16 protein-coding genes are annotated in these 15,863 nt (G+C 69.8%); 6 read left to right on the top strand and 10 right to left on the bottom strand.

Features of this window, described 5'->3' with window-relative positions:
- Positions 1–343 precede the first annotated feature (343 nt).
- The gene (priA, locus tag AC3A6X_RS34745; protein ID WP_487846423.1) at positions 344–2,440 is read left to right on the top strand and encodes a replication restart helicase PriA; all 2,097 of its coding nucleotides are present in this window, start codon (positions 344–346) and stop codon (positions 2,438–2,440) included.
- Positions 2,441–2,464: 24 nt separating this feature from the next.
- On the opposite strand, the gene AC3A6X_RS34740 is transcribed toward priA, so the two are convergent.
- Entirely contained in the window at positions 2,465–2,674 is a 210-nt protein-coding gene (locus AC3A6X_RS34740; protein WP_487846422.1) for a hypothetical protein, read from the bottom strand.
- A 202-nt stretch (positions 2,675–2,876) separates the two neighbouring features.
- Between AC3A6X_RS34740 and AC3A6X_RS34735 the strand changes: the two genes are divergently transcribed.
- On the top strand, positions 2,877–3,521 hold the full coding sequence (locus tag AC3A6X_RS34735) for a hypothetical protein (RefSeq protein ID WP_487846421.1): 645 nt from the start codon (positions 2,877–2,879) through the stop codon (positions 3,519–3,521).
- Between the two features lie 3 nt (positions 3,522–3,524).
- Here the strand turns inward: AC3A6X_RS34735 and AC3A6X_RS34730 are convergent, their stop codons facing one another.
- A complete protein-coding gene (locus tag AC3A6X_RS34730) occupies positions 3,525–4,535 on the bottom strand; it encodes an AEC family transporter (RefSeq protein WP_487846420.1) in 1,011 nt (336 codons plus the stop codon).
- A 104-nt stretch (positions 4,536–4,639) separates the two neighbouring features.
- Between AC3A6X_RS34730 and AC3A6X_RS34725 the strand changes: the two genes are divergently transcribed.
- From AC3A6X_RS34725 to AC3A6X_RS34710, 4 genes are all read left to right on the top strand, one after another.
- Positions 4,640–6,742 carry an ATP-dependent helicase gene (locus AC3A6X_RS34725; RefSeq protein ID WP_487846419.1) on the top strand — a complete coding sequence of 701 codons (2,103 nt, stop codon included), beginning with the start codon at positions 4,640–4,642 and terminating at the stop codon, positions 6,740–6,742.
- Positions 6,739–7,167: a hypothetical protein gene (locus tag AC3A6X_RS34720; RefSeq protein WP_487846418.1), complete on the top strand. Its 429-nt coding sequence runs from the start codon at positions 6,739–6,741 to the stop codon at positions 7,165–7,167. The genes AC3A6X_RS34725 and AC3A6X_RS34720 overlap by 4 nt, the downstream gene beginning before the upstream one ends.
- The gene (locus AC3A6X_RS34715; protein WP_487846417.1) at positions 7,164–8,324 is read left to right on the top strand and encodes a phospholipase A; all 1,161 of its coding nucleotides are present in this window, start codon (positions 7,164–7,166) and stop codon (positions 8,322–8,324) included. Before AC3A6X_RS34720 ends, AC3A6X_RS34715 begins: the two co-directional genes overlap by 4 nt.
- A 91-nt stretch (positions 8,325–8,415) precedes the next feature.
- On the top strand, positions 8,416–8,637 hold the full coding sequence (locus AC3A6X_RS34710; RefSeq protein WP_487846416.1) for a hypothetical protein: 222 nt from the start codon (positions 8,416–8,418) through the stop codon (positions 8,635–8,637).
- Positions 8,638–8,642: 5 nt separating this feature from the next.
- Here the strand turns inward: AC3A6X_RS34710 and AC3A6X_RS34705 are convergent, their stop codons facing one another.
- The 8 genes from AC3A6X_RS34705 to AC3A6X_RS34670 are packed head-to-tail and all read right to left on the bottom strand — an operon-like array spanning position 8,643 to position 15,861.
- On the bottom strand, positions 8,643–9,563 hold the full coding sequence (locus AC3A6X_RS34705) for a ribokinase (RefSeq protein WP_487846415.1): 921 nt from the start codon (positions 9,561–9,563) through the stop codon (positions 8,643–8,645).
- Positions 9,564–9,567: 4 nt separating this feature from the next.
- Positions 9,568–10,485 (bottom strand): dihydrodipicolinate synthase family protein, encoded by a 918-nt coding sequence (locus AC3A6X_RS34700; RefSeq protein ID WP_487846414.1) that lies wholly within the window; start codon positions 10,483–10,485, stop codon positions 9,568–9,570.
- A gap of 51 nt (positions 10,486–10,536) precedes the next feature.
- Positions 10,537–11,400 carry an isocitrate lyase/PEP mutase family protein gene (locus AC3A6X_RS34695; protein WP_487846413.1) on the bottom strand — a complete coding sequence of 288 codons (864 nt, stop codon included), beginning with the start codon at positions 11,398–11,400 and terminating at the stop codon, positions 10,537–10,539.
- 5 nt (positions 11,401–11,405) lie between these two features.
- Positions 11,406–12,206: an SDR family NAD(P)-dependent oxidoreductase gene (locus AC3A6X_RS34690; RefSeq protein ID WP_487846412.1), complete on the bottom strand. Its 801-nt coding sequence runs from the start codon at positions 12,204–12,206 to the stop codon at positions 11,406–11,408.
- The gene (locus AC3A6X_RS34685) at positions 12,203–12,982 is read right to left on the bottom strand and encodes an SDR family oxidoreductase (RefSeq protein ID WP_487846411.1); all 780 of its coding nucleotides are present in this window, start codon (positions 12,980–12,982) and stop codon (positions 12,203–12,205) included. Before AC3A6X_RS34685 ends, AC3A6X_RS34690 begins: the two co-directional genes overlap by 4 nt.
- Positions 12,983–12,997: 15 nt before the next feature.
- Positions 12,998–14,014 carry a TRAP transporter substrate-binding protein gene (locus AC3A6X_RS34680; RefSeq protein ID WP_487846410.1) on the bottom strand — a complete coding sequence of 339 codons (1,017 nt, stop codon included), beginning with the start codon at positions 14,012–14,014 and terminating at the stop codon, positions 12,998–13,000.
- 27 nt (positions 14,015–14,041) lie between these two features.
- Positions 14,042–15,319 (bottom strand): TRAP transporter large permease, encoded by a 1,278-nt coding sequence (locus AC3A6X_RS34675; RefSeq protein ID WP_309974167.1) that lies wholly within the window; start codon positions 15,317–15,319, stop codon positions 14,042–14,044.
- Complete coding sequence (locus AC3A6X_RS34670) at positions 15,316–15,861, bottom strand: TRAP transporter small permease (protein WP_487846409.1); 546 nt, start codon at positions 15,859–15,861, stop codon at positions 15,316–15,318. The genes AC3A6X_RS34675 and AC3A6X_RS34670 overlap by 4 nt, the downstream gene beginning before the upstream one ends.
- Between the last annotated feature and the right edge of the window lie 2 nt (positions 15,862–15,863).

Raw genomic sequence — 15,863 nt, 5'->3', positions numbered from 1 at the left:
AGATCGCGGGTCGCGCGTTTGTCAAGTTCGAAAATGGTGAGGACGGACTGACTTATGCACAAAACCATGGTAGCGGAGCGAAAAATCATCTGAGGGCCAGCCGCCCCCGCTCCTAAAGCGATAGCGCCGCTAAGTTATTGATTTATATGGATTTTGAGTTTTGCTTTTTTTGCGGGCATTCCAGCGGGAGCCTTGATTCTCAAGGGCTGGCAGCGTGTCGAGGCCCGATATCAACAAAGTTATCCACAGTAACTCTGGATGGCTTTCAAAGCGCAGGCAAATCAACGACTTAGGCTGCTTTGCTCCAAGTTCCTTTAACCATCGCTCCGAACGGAAGGGTGTCTTGAACTGGCGTCTCGAGGTCGCCGTTCAGACTCCGGCGCACAGCGCATTAGGGGATGTACTGAGCTACGCCAGCCCCCTGCCTGTCGCGCCCGGCGCACTGGTGCGGGTGCCGCTGGGCCGCCGCGAGGTGCTCGGGGTGGTGTGGTCGGCCCAGCCCGCCGGGACGCGGGGCGATGCGGCGGCGCCAGTGGAACTCAAGCCCATCGGCGCCGTGCTGGACGCGCTGCCGCCGCTGGGCGCGGGCTGGCGCGACCTGGTGACCTTTGCCGCCCGCTACTACCAGCGCTCGCTGGGCGAGATCGCGCTGGCCGCGCTGCCGCCGCAGCTGCGCGACCTGAGCACGGTGCAGCTGGCGCGACGCCTCAAGCGGCAGACAGCGCCCGCCGCCGCCGCGGCTTCCCCCGGCGGCCCGGCATTGACCCCGGAGCAGGCGCAGGCCCTGGCGCGCTTCGACGCCGAAAGCGGCCCCTTCCTGCTCTTCGGCAGCACCGGCAGCGGCAAGACCGAGGTCTACCTCCAGGCCGTCGCGGCGCTGCTCGAACGCGAGCCGGAAGCCCAGGCGCTGGTGATGGTGCCCGAGATCAATCTGACGCCGCAGCTGGAGGCGCGCTTCAAGGACCGCTTCGGCAGCGGCGCCGTGGTGTCGCTGCACAGCGGCATGACGAATCCCCAGCGCCTGGCCAGCTGGCTGGCGGCCCACGGCGGGGGGGCGCGCATCGTGCTGGGCACCCGGATGGCGGTGTTCGCCTCGATGCCCGCGCTCAAGCTGATCGTGGTCGACGAGGAGCACGACCCCAGCTACAAGCAGCAGGAAGGCGCGCGCTACTCGGCCCGCGACCTGGCCGTCTGGCGCGGCCGGCGCGAGGGCGCGAAGGTGATGCTGGGCTCGGCCACGCCCTCGCTGGAGAGCTGGCACCAGAGCCGGCCGGCCGCGGGCGAGGATGGCGGCGGGCGCTACGTGCGCCTGGCGATGCCGTCGCGCATCGGCACCGCGGCGCTGCCCACGGTGCGGCTGGTCGACATGGGCCTGGAGCCGCCGCGCACCGTGCTGTCCGCCGCGCTGCTCGACGCCATCGGCCAGCGGGTGGCGCGCGGCGAACAGAGCATGGTGTTCCTCAACCGGCGCGGCTACGCGCCGGTGCTGGCCTGCGGCGACTGCGACTGGAAGAGCGAATGCCCGCACTGCAGCGCCTTCCGCGTGTTCCACAAGATCGACCGCACGCTGCGCTGCCACCATTGCGGCTTCACCGAGCGCGTGCCGCGCGCCTGCCCGGCCTGCGGCAACCCCGACATCGCCCCGGTGGGCCGCGGCACGGAGCGGCTCGAGGAGCACCTGGGCGAACTGTTCGCCGGCGTGAAGCGGCCCGACGGCAGCCCGGTGCGCATCGCCCGCATCGACGCCGACAGCACGCGCCGGCAGGGCGCGCTCGAGTCGCAGCTGGCCGCGGTGCACGCCGGCGAGGTCGACGTGCTGGTGGGCACGCAGATGATCGCCAAGGGCCATGACTTCCGGCGCATCACGCTGGTGGCGGCGGCCAACCCCGACGGGGCCCTCTTCTCCAGCGACTTCCGCGCGCCCGAGCGCCTGTTCGGCCTGCTCATGCAATCGGCGGGGCGCGCGGGGCGGGACGCGGCCTATCTGTCGGCGCAGGGAACGACCGCCGAGATGTGGATCCAGACCCACCACCCGCAGCACGCCCTCTTCGCCGCCCTTCGCCGACACGACTACCCCGCCTTCGCCCAGCGCGAGCTGGAGGAGCGCGCCGCCGCCGGGATGCCGCCCTTTGCCTTCCAGGCCCTGCTGCGCGCCGATGCCCGCACGCAGGAGGCGGCGCAGGGCTTCCTCAATGCCGCCGGCGCGGCGGCCGAGGGGCTGGAGGGTGCGCAGCATGTGACCCGCTATTGCGCCGTGCCACATGCGATCCAGCGTGTGGCCAACGTGGAACGGGCGCAGCTGCTGGTCGAGAGCGCTTCGCGCGCCGCGCTGCAGCGCCTGCTTGCGGCCTGGCAGCCGCTGCTGCACGAACTGCGCAAGCAGCCCGAAGGCAAGGGCGTGATCCGCTGGCTGGTCGACGTCGACCCCCACAGCATCTGAACCGGGCGAGGGCCCGGCGAGGCTTCAGTGCAGCCCGATCGGCTGCTTGCCCATCTCGATGTACTGCAAGGCCGTGCGGCGCCTGCGGTGGGGGTGGCCGCGCCAGACGAAGAGAAGAAGGCTGACGGCGCCGGTCGCGAGCGCCGTGCCGGCGCTCAGGGCGCCCGCGTGCCAAAGCCAAGCTACCGTGGCAAGGCATGCCACCCACAGCATCCAGCGCATCCAAGTCGTCATGGCAGTTTTCCCCCAAGGTTTTGACGCCACTTTAGCAGGGCATTTGCAAACAGAAGAATTAGTCGAACGGTATAGCTAGCACTATCAGCCAATAGCCGCCGGGGGTGTGTAGGCAATATTCTGAAACATGGGTTGACGCCGCTCGAAATCGACGTCGAAGCTCTGACATGGCCCTGAACGGGCCGCAACGGAAGGTCCTGGCGTGAAAAGCTGGTCGATGGTCCTCGGGGGTGTGGCTCTGGCGGGCGTGAGCTGGAGCGTGCAGGCGGCGGAGATCGAGCTGGAAGGCAACCGCCTGCTGGTCAGCGGCATGCTCGACGGCAGTGCGGTCCAGCGCTTCGTCGAGCAGCTCGGCAACGGCAAGGTGCGCACGGTGGTGTTCGAGGACTCCCTGGGCGGCACGGCCGAGGCGGCCGGCGAATACGCCCGCGCGATCCGCGCCAGCGGCGTCAACACGGAGATGAAGGGCCAGTGCCACGCGGCCTGCGCCTATGCCTTCCTGGCCCGCAAGGAGCACCGCTTCGGGCGCGGATTCCAGGTCAACGGCCTGCTGATCCCGGTGGCCGCGCGGCCCCGCCCCGAGGAGCTCGCCAGCCGCTGGCGCGGCGAAGAGGCGCAGAAGACCCTGGCCGAATTCACCGCGGCGCCGGCCGAGCAGCCCGAGACCGCCGGCGCGCCCAGGGAACGCTGGCAGCCCGGTCACGGCGTGCTCTTCACCTCCACGCCCACCCTCTTCGGCCGCGTCTGCAACAGCTTCTACTGCGACGGCACGCAGGGGCACGACACGTCGCGCTGCGAGCTGCTGTCCGACGCCGACCCCTACAAGCTCGGCGTGCTCACGCCCTGAAGCTCAACGCACCCAGCCCACCGCGAGCGGAAAGCTGAAGAAGGCCGCCACGGTGGTCCACAAAATGATGCGCGCGATGCGCCCGCTGTCGGCGCCGAAGCGCTCGGCCAGCATGGCCACGTTGCTCGCGCTCGGCAGCGCGGCCACCAGCACGATGGCGACCAGCGCATTGCGCTCGAGCGGCAGGCCCAGCGCCGTCGCGGCGCGCGCCACCCCATAGACCAGCAGGGGATGCACCAGCATCTTGATCGCGGCCACCGACAGCAGGTCGGCAGTCCGCGCCGGCGAAGGCGCCCGCACCCCGCTGCCCATGGCTTCGGCCACGCGCGCGCTGGCGCGATGCTCGCGCGCCAGCAGGGCCGAGCGGGCCAGCACGGCGCCGATGGTGAACAGCGCCACCGGCGAGGCGGCGTCGCCCAGCATCGCGATCGTGCGCTCCGCCGGCCCCGGCAGCGCGAGGCCGGTCGCCGAGACCAGCCCGCCGAGCAGGATCGCCCAGGGCATCGGGTTCTGCACGATGCCGCGCAGCGCCTGCCGCGCCGCCCGGGCCGCGCCCTGCGCGCCGGCCCCGTCGAGGCGCGACAGGGCGATGCACAGCGAGGAGGTCAGCACCAGGTCGAAGGCAATGGTGATGATCATCGGCGAGGCCGCCTGCGCCCCCAGGATGGCGATCAGGAGCGGCAGCCCCATGAAGCCGGTGTTGGGGAAAGCGGCCACCAGCGCGCCGAAGGCCGCGTCGTTCCAGGCCAGGCCCTGGCGGCGCGCCAGCCCCACCGTGGCGCCGACCGCGAGCAGCGCGCAAGTGCCCCACACGAGCGCCACGCCGGCATCGAGCAGCTGTGCGATCGGTGCGCCCGCGCCGAAGCGGAACAGCATGCAGGGCAGCGCGAAATAGAGCACGAAGGCGTTGAGGCCCGGAATCGCCGCCAGCGGCAGCGCGCCGCTGCGTGCGGCCGCATAGCCGGCCGCAATCAAGGCGAAAAAAGGGAGGGTGACGGCGAGGATGTGCAGCACGCGGGCGATTGTCGCCCTGGCACATGGCGACACAGCTTTCACACAGCCTTGCATAACGCCGGCCCCGTATCATTGCCCGCTTTGCGCTCCCCCTTCCCCCCTCCATGTCCTCCGGTCTCAATCTCGCGCAGCAAGAAGCGGTCAACTACCTTCATGGCCCCTGCCTGGTGCTCGCCGGCGCGGGCTCGGGCAAGACGCGCGTCATCACGCACAAGATTGCGCGCCTGATCCAGGCGGGGCTGGAACCGAAGCGCATCGCGGCCATCACCTTCACCAACAAGGCGGCGGCCGAGATGCGCGAGCGCGCCAAGGGCCTGATCGGGCGCGACGCGAACAAGGTGGTGGTCTGCACCTTCCATGCGCTGGGCGTGCGCATGATGCGCGAGGACGGCGGCGTGCTGGGCCTGAAGCCGGCCTTCAGCATCCTGGACAGCGACGACGTCACCAAGATCCTCAAGGATGCCGGCGGCACCACCGATGCCGCGACCGCGCGCATCTGGCAGTGGACCATCAGCAAGTGGAAGAACATGGGCCTCAATGCCGCGCAGGCCGAGGCCCAGGCCGCGGACGACAACGAGCGCATCACGGCGCGCATCATGGCGCGCTACGAGGAGCGCCTGGTCGCCTACCAGAGCGTGGACTTCGACGACCTGATCGGCATGCCGCTCAAGCTGCTGCAGCAGCACGAGGACGTGCGCGCCAAGTGGCAGGCTGCCCTCGGCCACGTGCTGGTCGACGAATACCAGGACACCAACGCCACGCAGTACGAGGTGCTGAAGGCGCTGGTCGGGCAGCGCGGCCGCTTCACCGCGGTGGGTGACGACGACCAGTCGATCTACGGCTGGCGCGGCGCCACGCTGGACAACCTGCGCAAGCTGCCGGTGGACTTCCCCACGCTCAAGGTGATCAAGCTCGAGCAGAACTACCGCAGCACCAGCGCCATCCTGCGCGCGGCCAACAACGTGATCGGCCCGAACCCCAAGCTGTTCCCCAAGACGCTGTTCAGCGAGCTCGGCGAGGGCGAGCCGGTGCGCGTGGTCGATGCCGACACCGAGGCGCACGAGGCCGAGCGCACCGTGGCGCGCATCCAGAGCCTGCGCGGCGGCGACGCCACCACGCAGGGCCAGCAGTTCAAGGAATTCCGCGACTTCGCGATCCTCTACCGCGCCAACCACCAGGCGCGCGTGTTCGAGCAGGCGCTGCGCCGCGCGCAGATCCCCTACAAGGTCTCGGGCGGCCAGAGCTTCTTCGACCGCGCCGAGATCAAGGACCTGTGCGGCTGGTTCCGGCTGTGGGTCAACAACGACGACGACCCGGCCTTTCTGCGCGCCGTGACCACGCCCAAGCGCGGCATCGGCCACACCACGCTGGCCAGCCTGGGCACCTTCGCGAGCCAGTACAAGCTGAGCCTGTTCGAGGCCCTGTTCTCGCCCTCGCTGCCCGCCGTGATGGCCAAGCGGGGCATGGAAGGGCTGCACGAGTTCGGCCGCTACATCAACGACCTCGAATACCGCGCGCGCCGCACCATGGGCGCCGAGGATGCGCGCGCCTTCCTGGCCGACTGGCTCAAGGACATCGAATACGAGAAGCACCTCTACGACGGCGAGGAGAGCGAGCAGGCCGCGGCCAGCCGCTGGACCAACGTGCTCGAGTTCTGCGACTGGATGTCGCAGCGCTGCGGCGGGCAGATCGCCGACGCCTCCGGGGCGACGGTCGAGAACGAGCGCAAGAGCCTGCTGGAGGTGGCGCAGACCATCTCGCTGCTCTCCACCATCAGCGAGCGCGAGAAGGATCAGAACGTGGTCACGCTTTCCACGCTGCATGCGTCCAAGGGCCTGGAGTGGCCGCACGTGATGCTGATCGGCGTGAACGAGGGCCTGCTGCCCTTCAAGCTCGAGGACGACGGCGGCCGCCAGCTGAAGGTCAGCGACGACACCCTGCAGCGCCTGCAGGAGGAGCGCCGCCTGATGTACGTGGGCATCACGCGCGCGCAGCGCAGCCTGGCCGTGAGCTGGACCAAGCGCCGCAAGCAGGGCCGCGAGATGGTGCCGGCGCAGCCCAGCCGCTTCATCGCCGAAATGGCGCTCGACAAGAAGACCATCAAGGAAGATCCGCGCGAGAAGCTCAAGGCCCTGCGCGCCGAGTTCGCGCGCAAGGCCCAGGACAGCGCAGCGGCGGCGGCAGCAGCGGCCGCAGCGGGCTCATGAAGGGCGCGCTGGTGCTGGCGCTGGTCCTGGCCGCGGGCGGCGCCCTGGCCCAGCCGGCCTGCCCCGCGAACGGCCGCGAGCTGCCGGTGGGCGCACTCTACGGCCAGTGGGAGGCGCGCATCGAAGGCGAACCCGGCATCGCGCGCGTGCAGCTGGGGAAGCATCCCGAGTACGAAGGCGTGCGCGGCACCATCACGCGCGAGCGCGGCGGCAGGCCGCCTTCGGTGGCGCAGCTCGCGGGCGACATCGACGACGAGGGCCTGCTCAACATCGACGAGTCGCTGGATGGCCGCGCCATCAGCGGCAACTGGCTGGGCGAGCTGCAGGCGGGCTCCTGCGGCAAGGAATTCAAGGGAACGTGGCGCAACGCGTCCGACGACAGCACGCATCCCTTCGTGCTGAACAAGACTGGCAGTTGGCAATGAAGAACACACGCATCACTCCCCTCGCAGCGCTCATTGCCGGCCTCGGCATGGGGCTCGCGCAAGCCCAGCCGGCGCCGAAGCCGGCGAGCCCGCTGGCCGACGCGGAGCTGACCTGGCAGCAGTGCCAGCGGCTCGCGAACGACAAGGAAGCGCGCCTGGCCTGCTTCGACCGCTGGGCCCAGCAGCAGACGCTCCCGGCGGCCCAGATGCCGGCGGCGCCGCCGGTGCTCGCCACCACGCAGCCGCCCGCGCCGGTGGACGCCGCCGTGCCGGCCACGCGCGTGGTCTCGGTTGCGACCGAGGAGGGCTGCCGCGACAGCCAGTACTCCGCGCTTTCGCGCTTCTGGGAGCTGGAGAACGGCAGCGACTGCGGCACCTTCAGCTTCCGCAGCTACCGGCCGCTCAACGTGTCTTTCTCGACCGCGAACCACAAGCCCGACACCCCGACCTCGCCCGCGCCCGGCCACACCGGCACCTTCATCCCCTACCAGGCCAACGAGATGCGCATCGGCCTCTCCGTGCGCACCAAGCTCGCCCAGGGCATGCTCACGCAGGACGACCCGGTCAAGAAGGACTCGCTGTGGTTCGGCTACAGCCAGCAATCGACCTGGCAGCTTTTCAACGGCGACATCTCGCGGCCTTTCCGCAGCACCGACCACGAGCCCGAGCTGATCTACGTCTACCCCACGGACTACCGGCTGCCGGGCGGCTGGCGCTGGCGCTATGCAGGCGTCGGGCTGGTGCACCAGTCCAATGGCCAGAGCCTGCCCTACTCGCGCAGCTGGAACCGGCTCTACCTGATGGGCGGCGTGGAGCTGGACGACCGCTTCACGATCACCGGGCGCATCTGGAAGCGCTTGCACGAAAGTGCGGCGGACGACGACAACCCCGACATCTCGAACTACATCGGCCGCGCCGAAATCACGGGCCGCTGGAATGTCGACAACGGGAACACGCTGGCCATGACGCTGCGCAACAACCTGCGCGAGAGCGGCCGCGGATCGATCCGGCTCGAGTGGCTCAAGCCCATCGGCGACTCGAACCGGAGCAACCTGCGCTTCCACACGCAGCTGTTCTACGGCTACGGCGACACGCTGGTCGACTACAACCGCAAGCGCGCGGTGCTCAGCATCGGGCTGAGCCTGGTCGACTTCTGAAGCGATCTCTGCGGCCGGTCGACGGCCGCCGATTGCGCCAGGGGAGCGCGTGGACCATAGTGCTCGCCCCACCCCTGCACAAGGAGCTGCCATGCCTGCGAAATTCCTGGCGACGATCGCGCTCGCGTTCATCGGTTCCGTCCATGCGGCGCCGCCCCCCTCGACGCTGATCCCGCTGGGCGTCTCCGGAACCGGCGATTCGTCCGTGGCCTGGATGCTGGATGCCGCGCGCAATCGCATCCTGGTGTGCCGCGTGGAGTACGGCAGCGGCGGCGGAAGCAGCTGCAACGTGATCCAGTTGCCGGCGCGGTAGCGCTTCTAGGCGTCGCGGTCGGCGAGCAGCGCGCTCACTTCGCGCGGCCGAGGCATGCCGCCGATCGCGCCACGGCCTCGCACCGAAAGCGCGGCCGCAGCGTTGGCGCGGCGCATCGCCGGGTGCAGCAACTCGCCGCGCGCCAGCGCAGCGGCCAGGGCGCCGGTGAAGGTGTCGCCCGCGCCGATCGTGTCCACCACCGGCACGCGATGCCCGGGCTCGTTTCGCGGCGCCTCGCCGCGCCGATAGAGCCGGCAGCCGGCGCTTCCCAGCGTGACCACGATGGCCCCCACACCGCGAGCGAGCAACAGCGCCGCCGCCTCGTCGATGGAGGCCGCGCCGGAGCCGGCCAAGGCCATCAGTTCGCCTTCGTTGGGCGTGAGCACGTCGACCAGCGGCAACAGCTCGTCGGGCAAGGGCATCGCCGGCGCCGGATTGAGCAGGGCCAGCGCACCGAGGGCGCGCGCCTGCCGGAAAGCCTGGAGCGTGCAGGCCAGCGGCACCTCGCACGAGGCCATCACCACCCGGCACACCGCCATCGTGCCGGCCGCGGCGCGGGCATGCACCGCGTCGAGGCCGGCGCCGGCGCCGGGGAAGACGGCGATGGCGTTGTCGCCATCGTCGAACACGTGGATCTGAGCGACGCCGCTGCGCTCGCCGGCGGCGATGTCCACATGGCGCACGTCGATGCCTTCGGCGTGCCACAGGCCGAGGGCCATGCGCCCGAACTCGTCGTCGCCGATGCGCGCCACCACGGCCACTGCGGCGCCCTGCCGCGCCGCGGCCACCGCGGCGTTCGACCCCTTGCCGCCGGGGCTGATTTCGAAGGCGTCGGCCAGCAGCGTTTCGCCGCGCGCCAGCGGCCGTGGAATCCGCGACACGAGATCGGCATTCCAGCTCGCGATGCAGACCACGCTGGCAGCCATGCGCTCAGTCCCGCGTGCGATCGATGCCGAAGGCGCGCAACTGCGCGGCCAGCCGTTCGTATTCGGCCGCGTCCAGCGCCACCAGCGGCGGGCGCACGCGCATCCAGCCCGGTGCATCGTCGAGCAGCGCCATCACGCCCTTGAAGGCGGCCGTGAGTCCATAGCCGCCGAGGATCTGGAGCAGCGCGAGCACGCGCTCCTGGTCCACCGCCGGTTCGCCGGAGCCCTTCACCAGCCGCTGCACCAGGCGCGGCATGACGTTGGCGATGCCGCTCACCGCGCCGAGGCTGCCGCGCGCGGCCAGGGTCTGCAGGTCCGGCTCGTTGCCCACCCACACCTGCATCGGCGGCATGAAGGCTTCGGCATAGGCCAGCGAAGCGTCGCGCTGGCAGCCGCTGTCCTTCAGGCCCACGATGGTCTCCGGGTACAGCGTCTTCAGGGTGCGGATCACGTGGTGGCTCAGGCCGACAGCCGCCACCTGGGGGATGTGATAGAGCACCACGCGCAGCCGCGTGTCGCCGACGCCGTCGATGATCCAGCGGTAGGCATCGATCACGCCCTGGTCGGACACGCCCTTCAGGAAGAAGGGCGGCAGCAGCAGGCAGCCGTAGGCGCCCAGCTCGACCGCGTGCCGGGTCAGCGCCAGCGCGTCCGGCAGCGCGGCGCAGCTGGTGGAGGCCAGGATGCGCCCGGCCGGCACGCCCCGCGCCACCAGCCCGGCCAGCGCGTCCATGCGCTCGGCCACGCTGAAGGACGGCCCTTCGCCGGTGGTGCCGAAGGGCGTGATGCCGGTGCAGCCGGCGTCGAGCAGGCGCAGCGCATGGGAGGCGAAGCGCGGGATGTCGACGCCGAGCTTCTCGTCGAGCGGGGTCAGCAGCGCGGGCCAGATGCCGGAATAGGAAACGGAAGTGACGGAGTTCAAGGTCGGGACTTTCGCAGATGAGAAGACAAGGGGCCAGAGAGAGAACGCGCTTCAGCCGTCGGCACCGAACTGCTCGTCGAGGCGCTGGTGATCCGGCAGGCCGACCACGCGGGTGAAGTCGGCATAGGCGAGCGTCGGCACATCGCGTGGCGTGCCGTCCTGCCGCAGGCGCGCGAGCGCCTGCTCGACGGCGAGCGCTGCACTGAAGAGCGCCGTCACCGCGTACAGCACCACGGCGAAGCCCATGGCCTGCAGGTCGGCCGCGCGCAGCGCGGTGGTCTCGTTGCCGTCGACGATGGAGACGATCTTCGGCCCCGGCAGGTGCCGCGCCACGGCTTCCACCTCGGCGATCTTCTTGATGCCGTCGACGAAGACCAGGTCGACGCCCGCGTCCTGCCAGCGCCGGGCGCGCGCCAGCGCCTCGTCGATGCCGGCGGCGGGCAGCGCATCGGTGCGGCCGATGATCAGCATGGGATCGTGGCCGCGCGCGGCCACGGCGCAGCGCAGCCGCCGCTCGTTCTCGCGCGCGTCGATCAGGCGGATGCCGGCCATCTGGCCGCAGCGCTTCGGCGCCACCTGGTCCTCGAGGTGGATGGCGGCCACGCCGGACTGGACGTACTCGCGCACCGTGCGCTCGATGTTCGAGGGGCCGCCGTAGCCGGTGTCGGCATCGGCGATGACCGGCACGCCGACGGCGCGCACCATGTCGCGCGCGTGGCCGGTCATCTCGGTCTGCGTCATGAGGCCGATGTCGGGCTGGCCCAGCCGCGACGCGGTGGCGCCGAAGCCGGTCATGTAGACGGCCGGGAAGCCGGCGCGCTCGATCTGCCGCGCGCTCAGCGCGTCGTAGGCGCCCGGTGCCTCGACGATGGAAGCGCCGGCGAGCAGGGCCTTCAGGGACAGTGCGGGATGCATGGGCCTCAGTTCATCATCAGGCCGCCGTCGATGTTGATCGACTGGCCCGTCATGTAATCCGCCGCGGGCGAGGCGAGGAACATCGCCAGGTCGGCCACGTCTTCCGGCGTCTGCGCCCGGCCCATGGGCACCGCGGCCACACGCTGCTGCCACGCCTGGCCCCGGGGCACGCCTTGCAGCGCACTCCAGTCGCGGTCCATGCGCTGCCACATGTCGGTCTCCACCAGACCGGGGCAGATCGCGTTGACGGTGATCTGCGGCGCGAAGGCGACGGCCGCCGACTGGGTGAGGCTGATCACCGCCGCCTTGCTGGCGCGGTAGTGCGGGATCACCGCGGCGATCGGGCCGGCGCCGCTGCGGCCGGCGATCGACGCCATCAGCAGGATCTTGCCGCGCGGCCGACCTTCGGCCAGCGGCGGCTGCGCCAGCATCTGCCGCGCCGCGGCCTGCAGCGTGAGGAAGCTGCCCTTGACGTTGACGCCGAGCATGCGGTCCCAGTCCTTGCCGTCCAGTTCGAGCAGCGGCTTCAGCTGCATGATGCCGGCGTTGCAGATCATCACGTCGAGGCGGCCATGCACCGCCACCGCGCGCTCGACCAGCGCCGCGCAATGCTCGGCATTCGTCACGTCGGCCGGCACGCCGAGGGCCTGCAGTTCGCTCGCCGCGGACGCGCAGGACATGCCATCGATGTCCGAGACGACAACCCGCGCGCCCTGCCGGGCGAAGGCCCGCGCCAGCGCGCGGCCGATGCCCTGCCCCGCTCCGGTGACGGCCACCACCGGCCCCTCGCTCGCAGCCTGCTTCATGGCGCCGCCTTGCGCTGCAGCGCCTCTCCGGCGACGTAGGTGCGGTTCCACACCGGCGAGATCACCAGCTCGTTGATGCAGACGTGCGGCGGCATCTCGGCAATGAAGCGGATCGTCCGCCCCAGGTCGGCTTCCTGCAGCATGCGCGCCTTGTCGGCCTCGCTCGGCTGGACCGGCCGCTTCTTCAGGATCGGCGTGGCGACTTCGCCCGGGCACAGCGCGGTCGCGCGCAGGCCGTTCACGCACTCCTCGATGTTGAAGGAGTGCGTGAGCGCCATCAGCGCGGCCTTGCTGGCGGTGTAGGCGGGGCCGGTCAGGTACTCGTAGTGCCAGCCCGCGAAGGAGGCGACGTTGATCACCGTTCCCTCGCGGCGCGCGCGCATGCCCTTGGCCACCGCGAGCGTGCAATAGGTGGCGCCGTTCAGGTTGACGGCGACCACCTGATCGAAGGTGGGCCCGTCGGTCTCGCACCAGTAGCGCTTGGGGAAATTGATGCCGGCGCTGTTGACGAGGATGTCGACGCGCCCGAGTTCGGCCTCGATGGTCTGCGCGACGGCCGCGACGGCGCGGGCATCCGCCACGTCCAGCGGCGCGGCCGAGATCGAGCCGCGCGGCGCGCCCAGGCGCTCGGCGGCCGCGATGGCCGAGTCGAGCTTGGGCGCCTCGCGCCCGGAGATGACGACCCGACAGCCCGCTTGCGCCAGCTGCGTGGCACCGGCCAGACCGATGCCGCTGCCGCCCCCGGTGACCCAGGCGACCTTTCCCGAAAGACTCATCGTCGATCCCTTTGCTCAGTTGCCGCGGATGCGCTTGAGCTCGGAGGAGACCATCGTGATCGCCTCGTCGCCGATGGCCTTGGCGTGCCGCTCGTAGATCACGCTCGAGCGCTCGCGGATGCGCTGCATCTCGGCCGGCGCGATCTCGTTGACCGCCATGCCCTTGGCCTTGAGGTTGTCCACGCTGCGCGCTTCCATCGCGCGGTTGGCGCGGCGCTGCTCGTCGCGCCCCTGCAGCGCGCATTCGCGAAGCGTCGTCTGCTCCTGCGGCGAGAGCGTGTCCCAGATCTTCTTGGAGAACAGCACCAGCGTCGGGCTGTAGGCGTGCTTGGTCAGCGTGAGGTACTTCTGCACCTCGTAGAACTTCATGTTCTCGATGTTGGTGAAGGGGTTCTCCTGGCCGTCCACCGTCTTGGTCTCGAGCGCCGAATAGACCTCGGTGAAGGCCATCGGCACGGCGTTGGTGCCCAGGGTCTTGAAGGTGTCGAGGAAGATGGTGTTCTGCATCACGCGCATCTTCACGCCGTCGAAATCCTCGACCTTGGTGATCGGCCGCTTCGAGTTGGTCGTGTGGCGAAACCCGTTCTCCCACCAGGCCAGGTTGACCAGCCCGACAGCCGGCAGCTTGGCGGAGAACCAGTCGCCGACCTTGCCGTCGAGCACCTGGTCGGCCTCGCCGGCGTTGTTGAAGAGGAAGGGCAGGTCGAAGACGCCCAGCGCCGGCACGATGGACACCACGGGCGCGGTCGACGTGATCACCATGTCGAGCGAGCCGGTGCGCACGCTCTGCGTGCCGGTGAGGTCGCTGCCGAGCGCGCCGTCCCAGAAAGCCTGGATCTTCATCTTGCCGCCGCTCTTCTCGAGCGTGCAGGCCCCCATCTTCGCCAGGCCGTTGCCCATCGGGTGTTCCTTGCTCACGCCGTTGGAGACGCGGAAGTTGCGTTCCTTGAACTGGGCCTGCGCGGCACCGGCGGCCAGGCCGGCAGCCAGGGCCACGGCGGCGAAGCGGGAAAGGCGGGAATGGATCGGCATCGGAGGTCTCCTTGTTTGTAAAAAAAATCAGCTCAGCCACTTCAGCGGCACCAGCACCAGCGAAGGGAAGAGCACGAGCAGCAACAGCACGATGAGCTCGGCCCAGAGGAAGGGCCACAGGCCGCGCATCAGCTCCTTCATCGAGATCTTGGCCACGCCGCACATCACGTTGAGCACGATGCCCACCGGCGGCGTGATGAGGCCGATGGCGTTGTTCATGATGAACAGCACGCCGAAGTAGACCGGGTCGATGCCCGCCTGCTTGACCACCGGCATGAGCACGGGCGTGAGGATCATCAGCGTGGGAGCGAAGTCGAGCGCGGTGCCGACGATCACCACGATGACCATGATCACGAACATCAGCAGGATCTTGTTGCCCATGAAGGGCTCGAGCATCGCCGCCACCTGCGCCGGCACCTCGGAGGTGGTGATCAACCAGGCCGACACCAGTGCGGCGGCGATGAGGAACACCACTACGGCCGTGCTCTTCGCGGCCGCCACCAGCAAGCCGTAGCACTGGCGCAGGTTCAGTTCGCGATAGACGAGCGCGCCGAGCACGAAGGCATAGACGCAGGCAGCGACGCCGGCTTCGGTCGGCGTGAACACGCCGAACTTCAGCCCGCCGATGATCCCCAGCGGCATCAGGAGCGCCCAGAAGCCGTCGACCGCGGCGCGGCCGCGCGCGGCCATCGACTGGCGCGGCTGCACGCTCACCTTGTCGCGCCGCGCCACCCACGTCCAGGCGATGACCAGCGACGCGCCCATCATCAGCCCCGGCACGATGCCGGCCAGGAACAGCTTGCCGATCGACACGTTGGCGATGACGCCGAACACGATCAGCCCGATCGAGGGCGGGATCACCGGCGCGATCACGCCGCCGGCCGCGATCAGGCCGGCCGAGCGCGGCACGTCGTAGCCGGCCTGGCGCATCATCGGGATCAGCATCGCGCCTATGGCCGCGGCATCGGCGGCCGCGCTGCCGGAGATCGCCGCCATCACCACCGAGGCGAAGATCGCCACCAGGCCGAGGCCGCCGCGCAGATGGCCGACCCAGGCCAGCGCGAAGTTGACGATGCGCCGCGAGATACCGCCGGCGTTCATCAGCTCGCCGGCCAGGATGAAGAAGGGAATGGCCAGCAGCGGGAAGCTGTCCGCGCCCTCCACCAGCTTCTGCGAGAGGATGGTGGTGTCGATCTGGCCCTGGGCGACCATCAACGCGCCGGCGCAGATCAGCAGGGCGAAGGCGATCGGCGCGCCCAACATCATGGCGCCGAGCAGCGACAGCGTGAAAACGGCGATCGTCATGGCCGTGCCCCCGGGTGGGCGGCGTCGTGCGGGATCTCCTCGCTCTCCGTGACCTGCACCAGTTCGTCGTCGCGCAAGCGGCCGGTGGCGATGCGCCACAGCGCGTGCAAGGCGTGAGCGCCGATGGCCACGCTGGTGAGATAGCCGATGCCGAAGACCCAGATCATGGAGATCTCGGTGACCGGCGCCTTGGTGGTCGCGTTGACTTCGTGCTGCTGCCAGGTGCCCCAGAACAGCATGACGCAGCAGACCAGCACGATGGTCTGGCTGGCCGCTAGGCAGGCGAGCTTGCCACGCCGCGACAGGCGGGTGACGAACCCGTCCATGCCCAGGTGGGTGCCGTCGCGCATCGCAACGATGGCGCCGATGAAGGTGAGCCAGACAAAGAAGAAGCGCGACAGCTCCTCGGACACCTGGATGCCCGAGTTGAACGCGTAGCGCAGCACCACGTTGCCGAACACCATCAGCACCATGCCCAGGAGCAGGGCGGCCAACACCGCTTCGATGCCCTTGAACACGCGGTCGATGAAGACGGCGGCCATGC

The organism is Variovorax sp. Soil_C_12, assembly GCF_057657375.1.
This window is presented reverse-complemented; position numbering and strand designations above follow the sequence as displayed.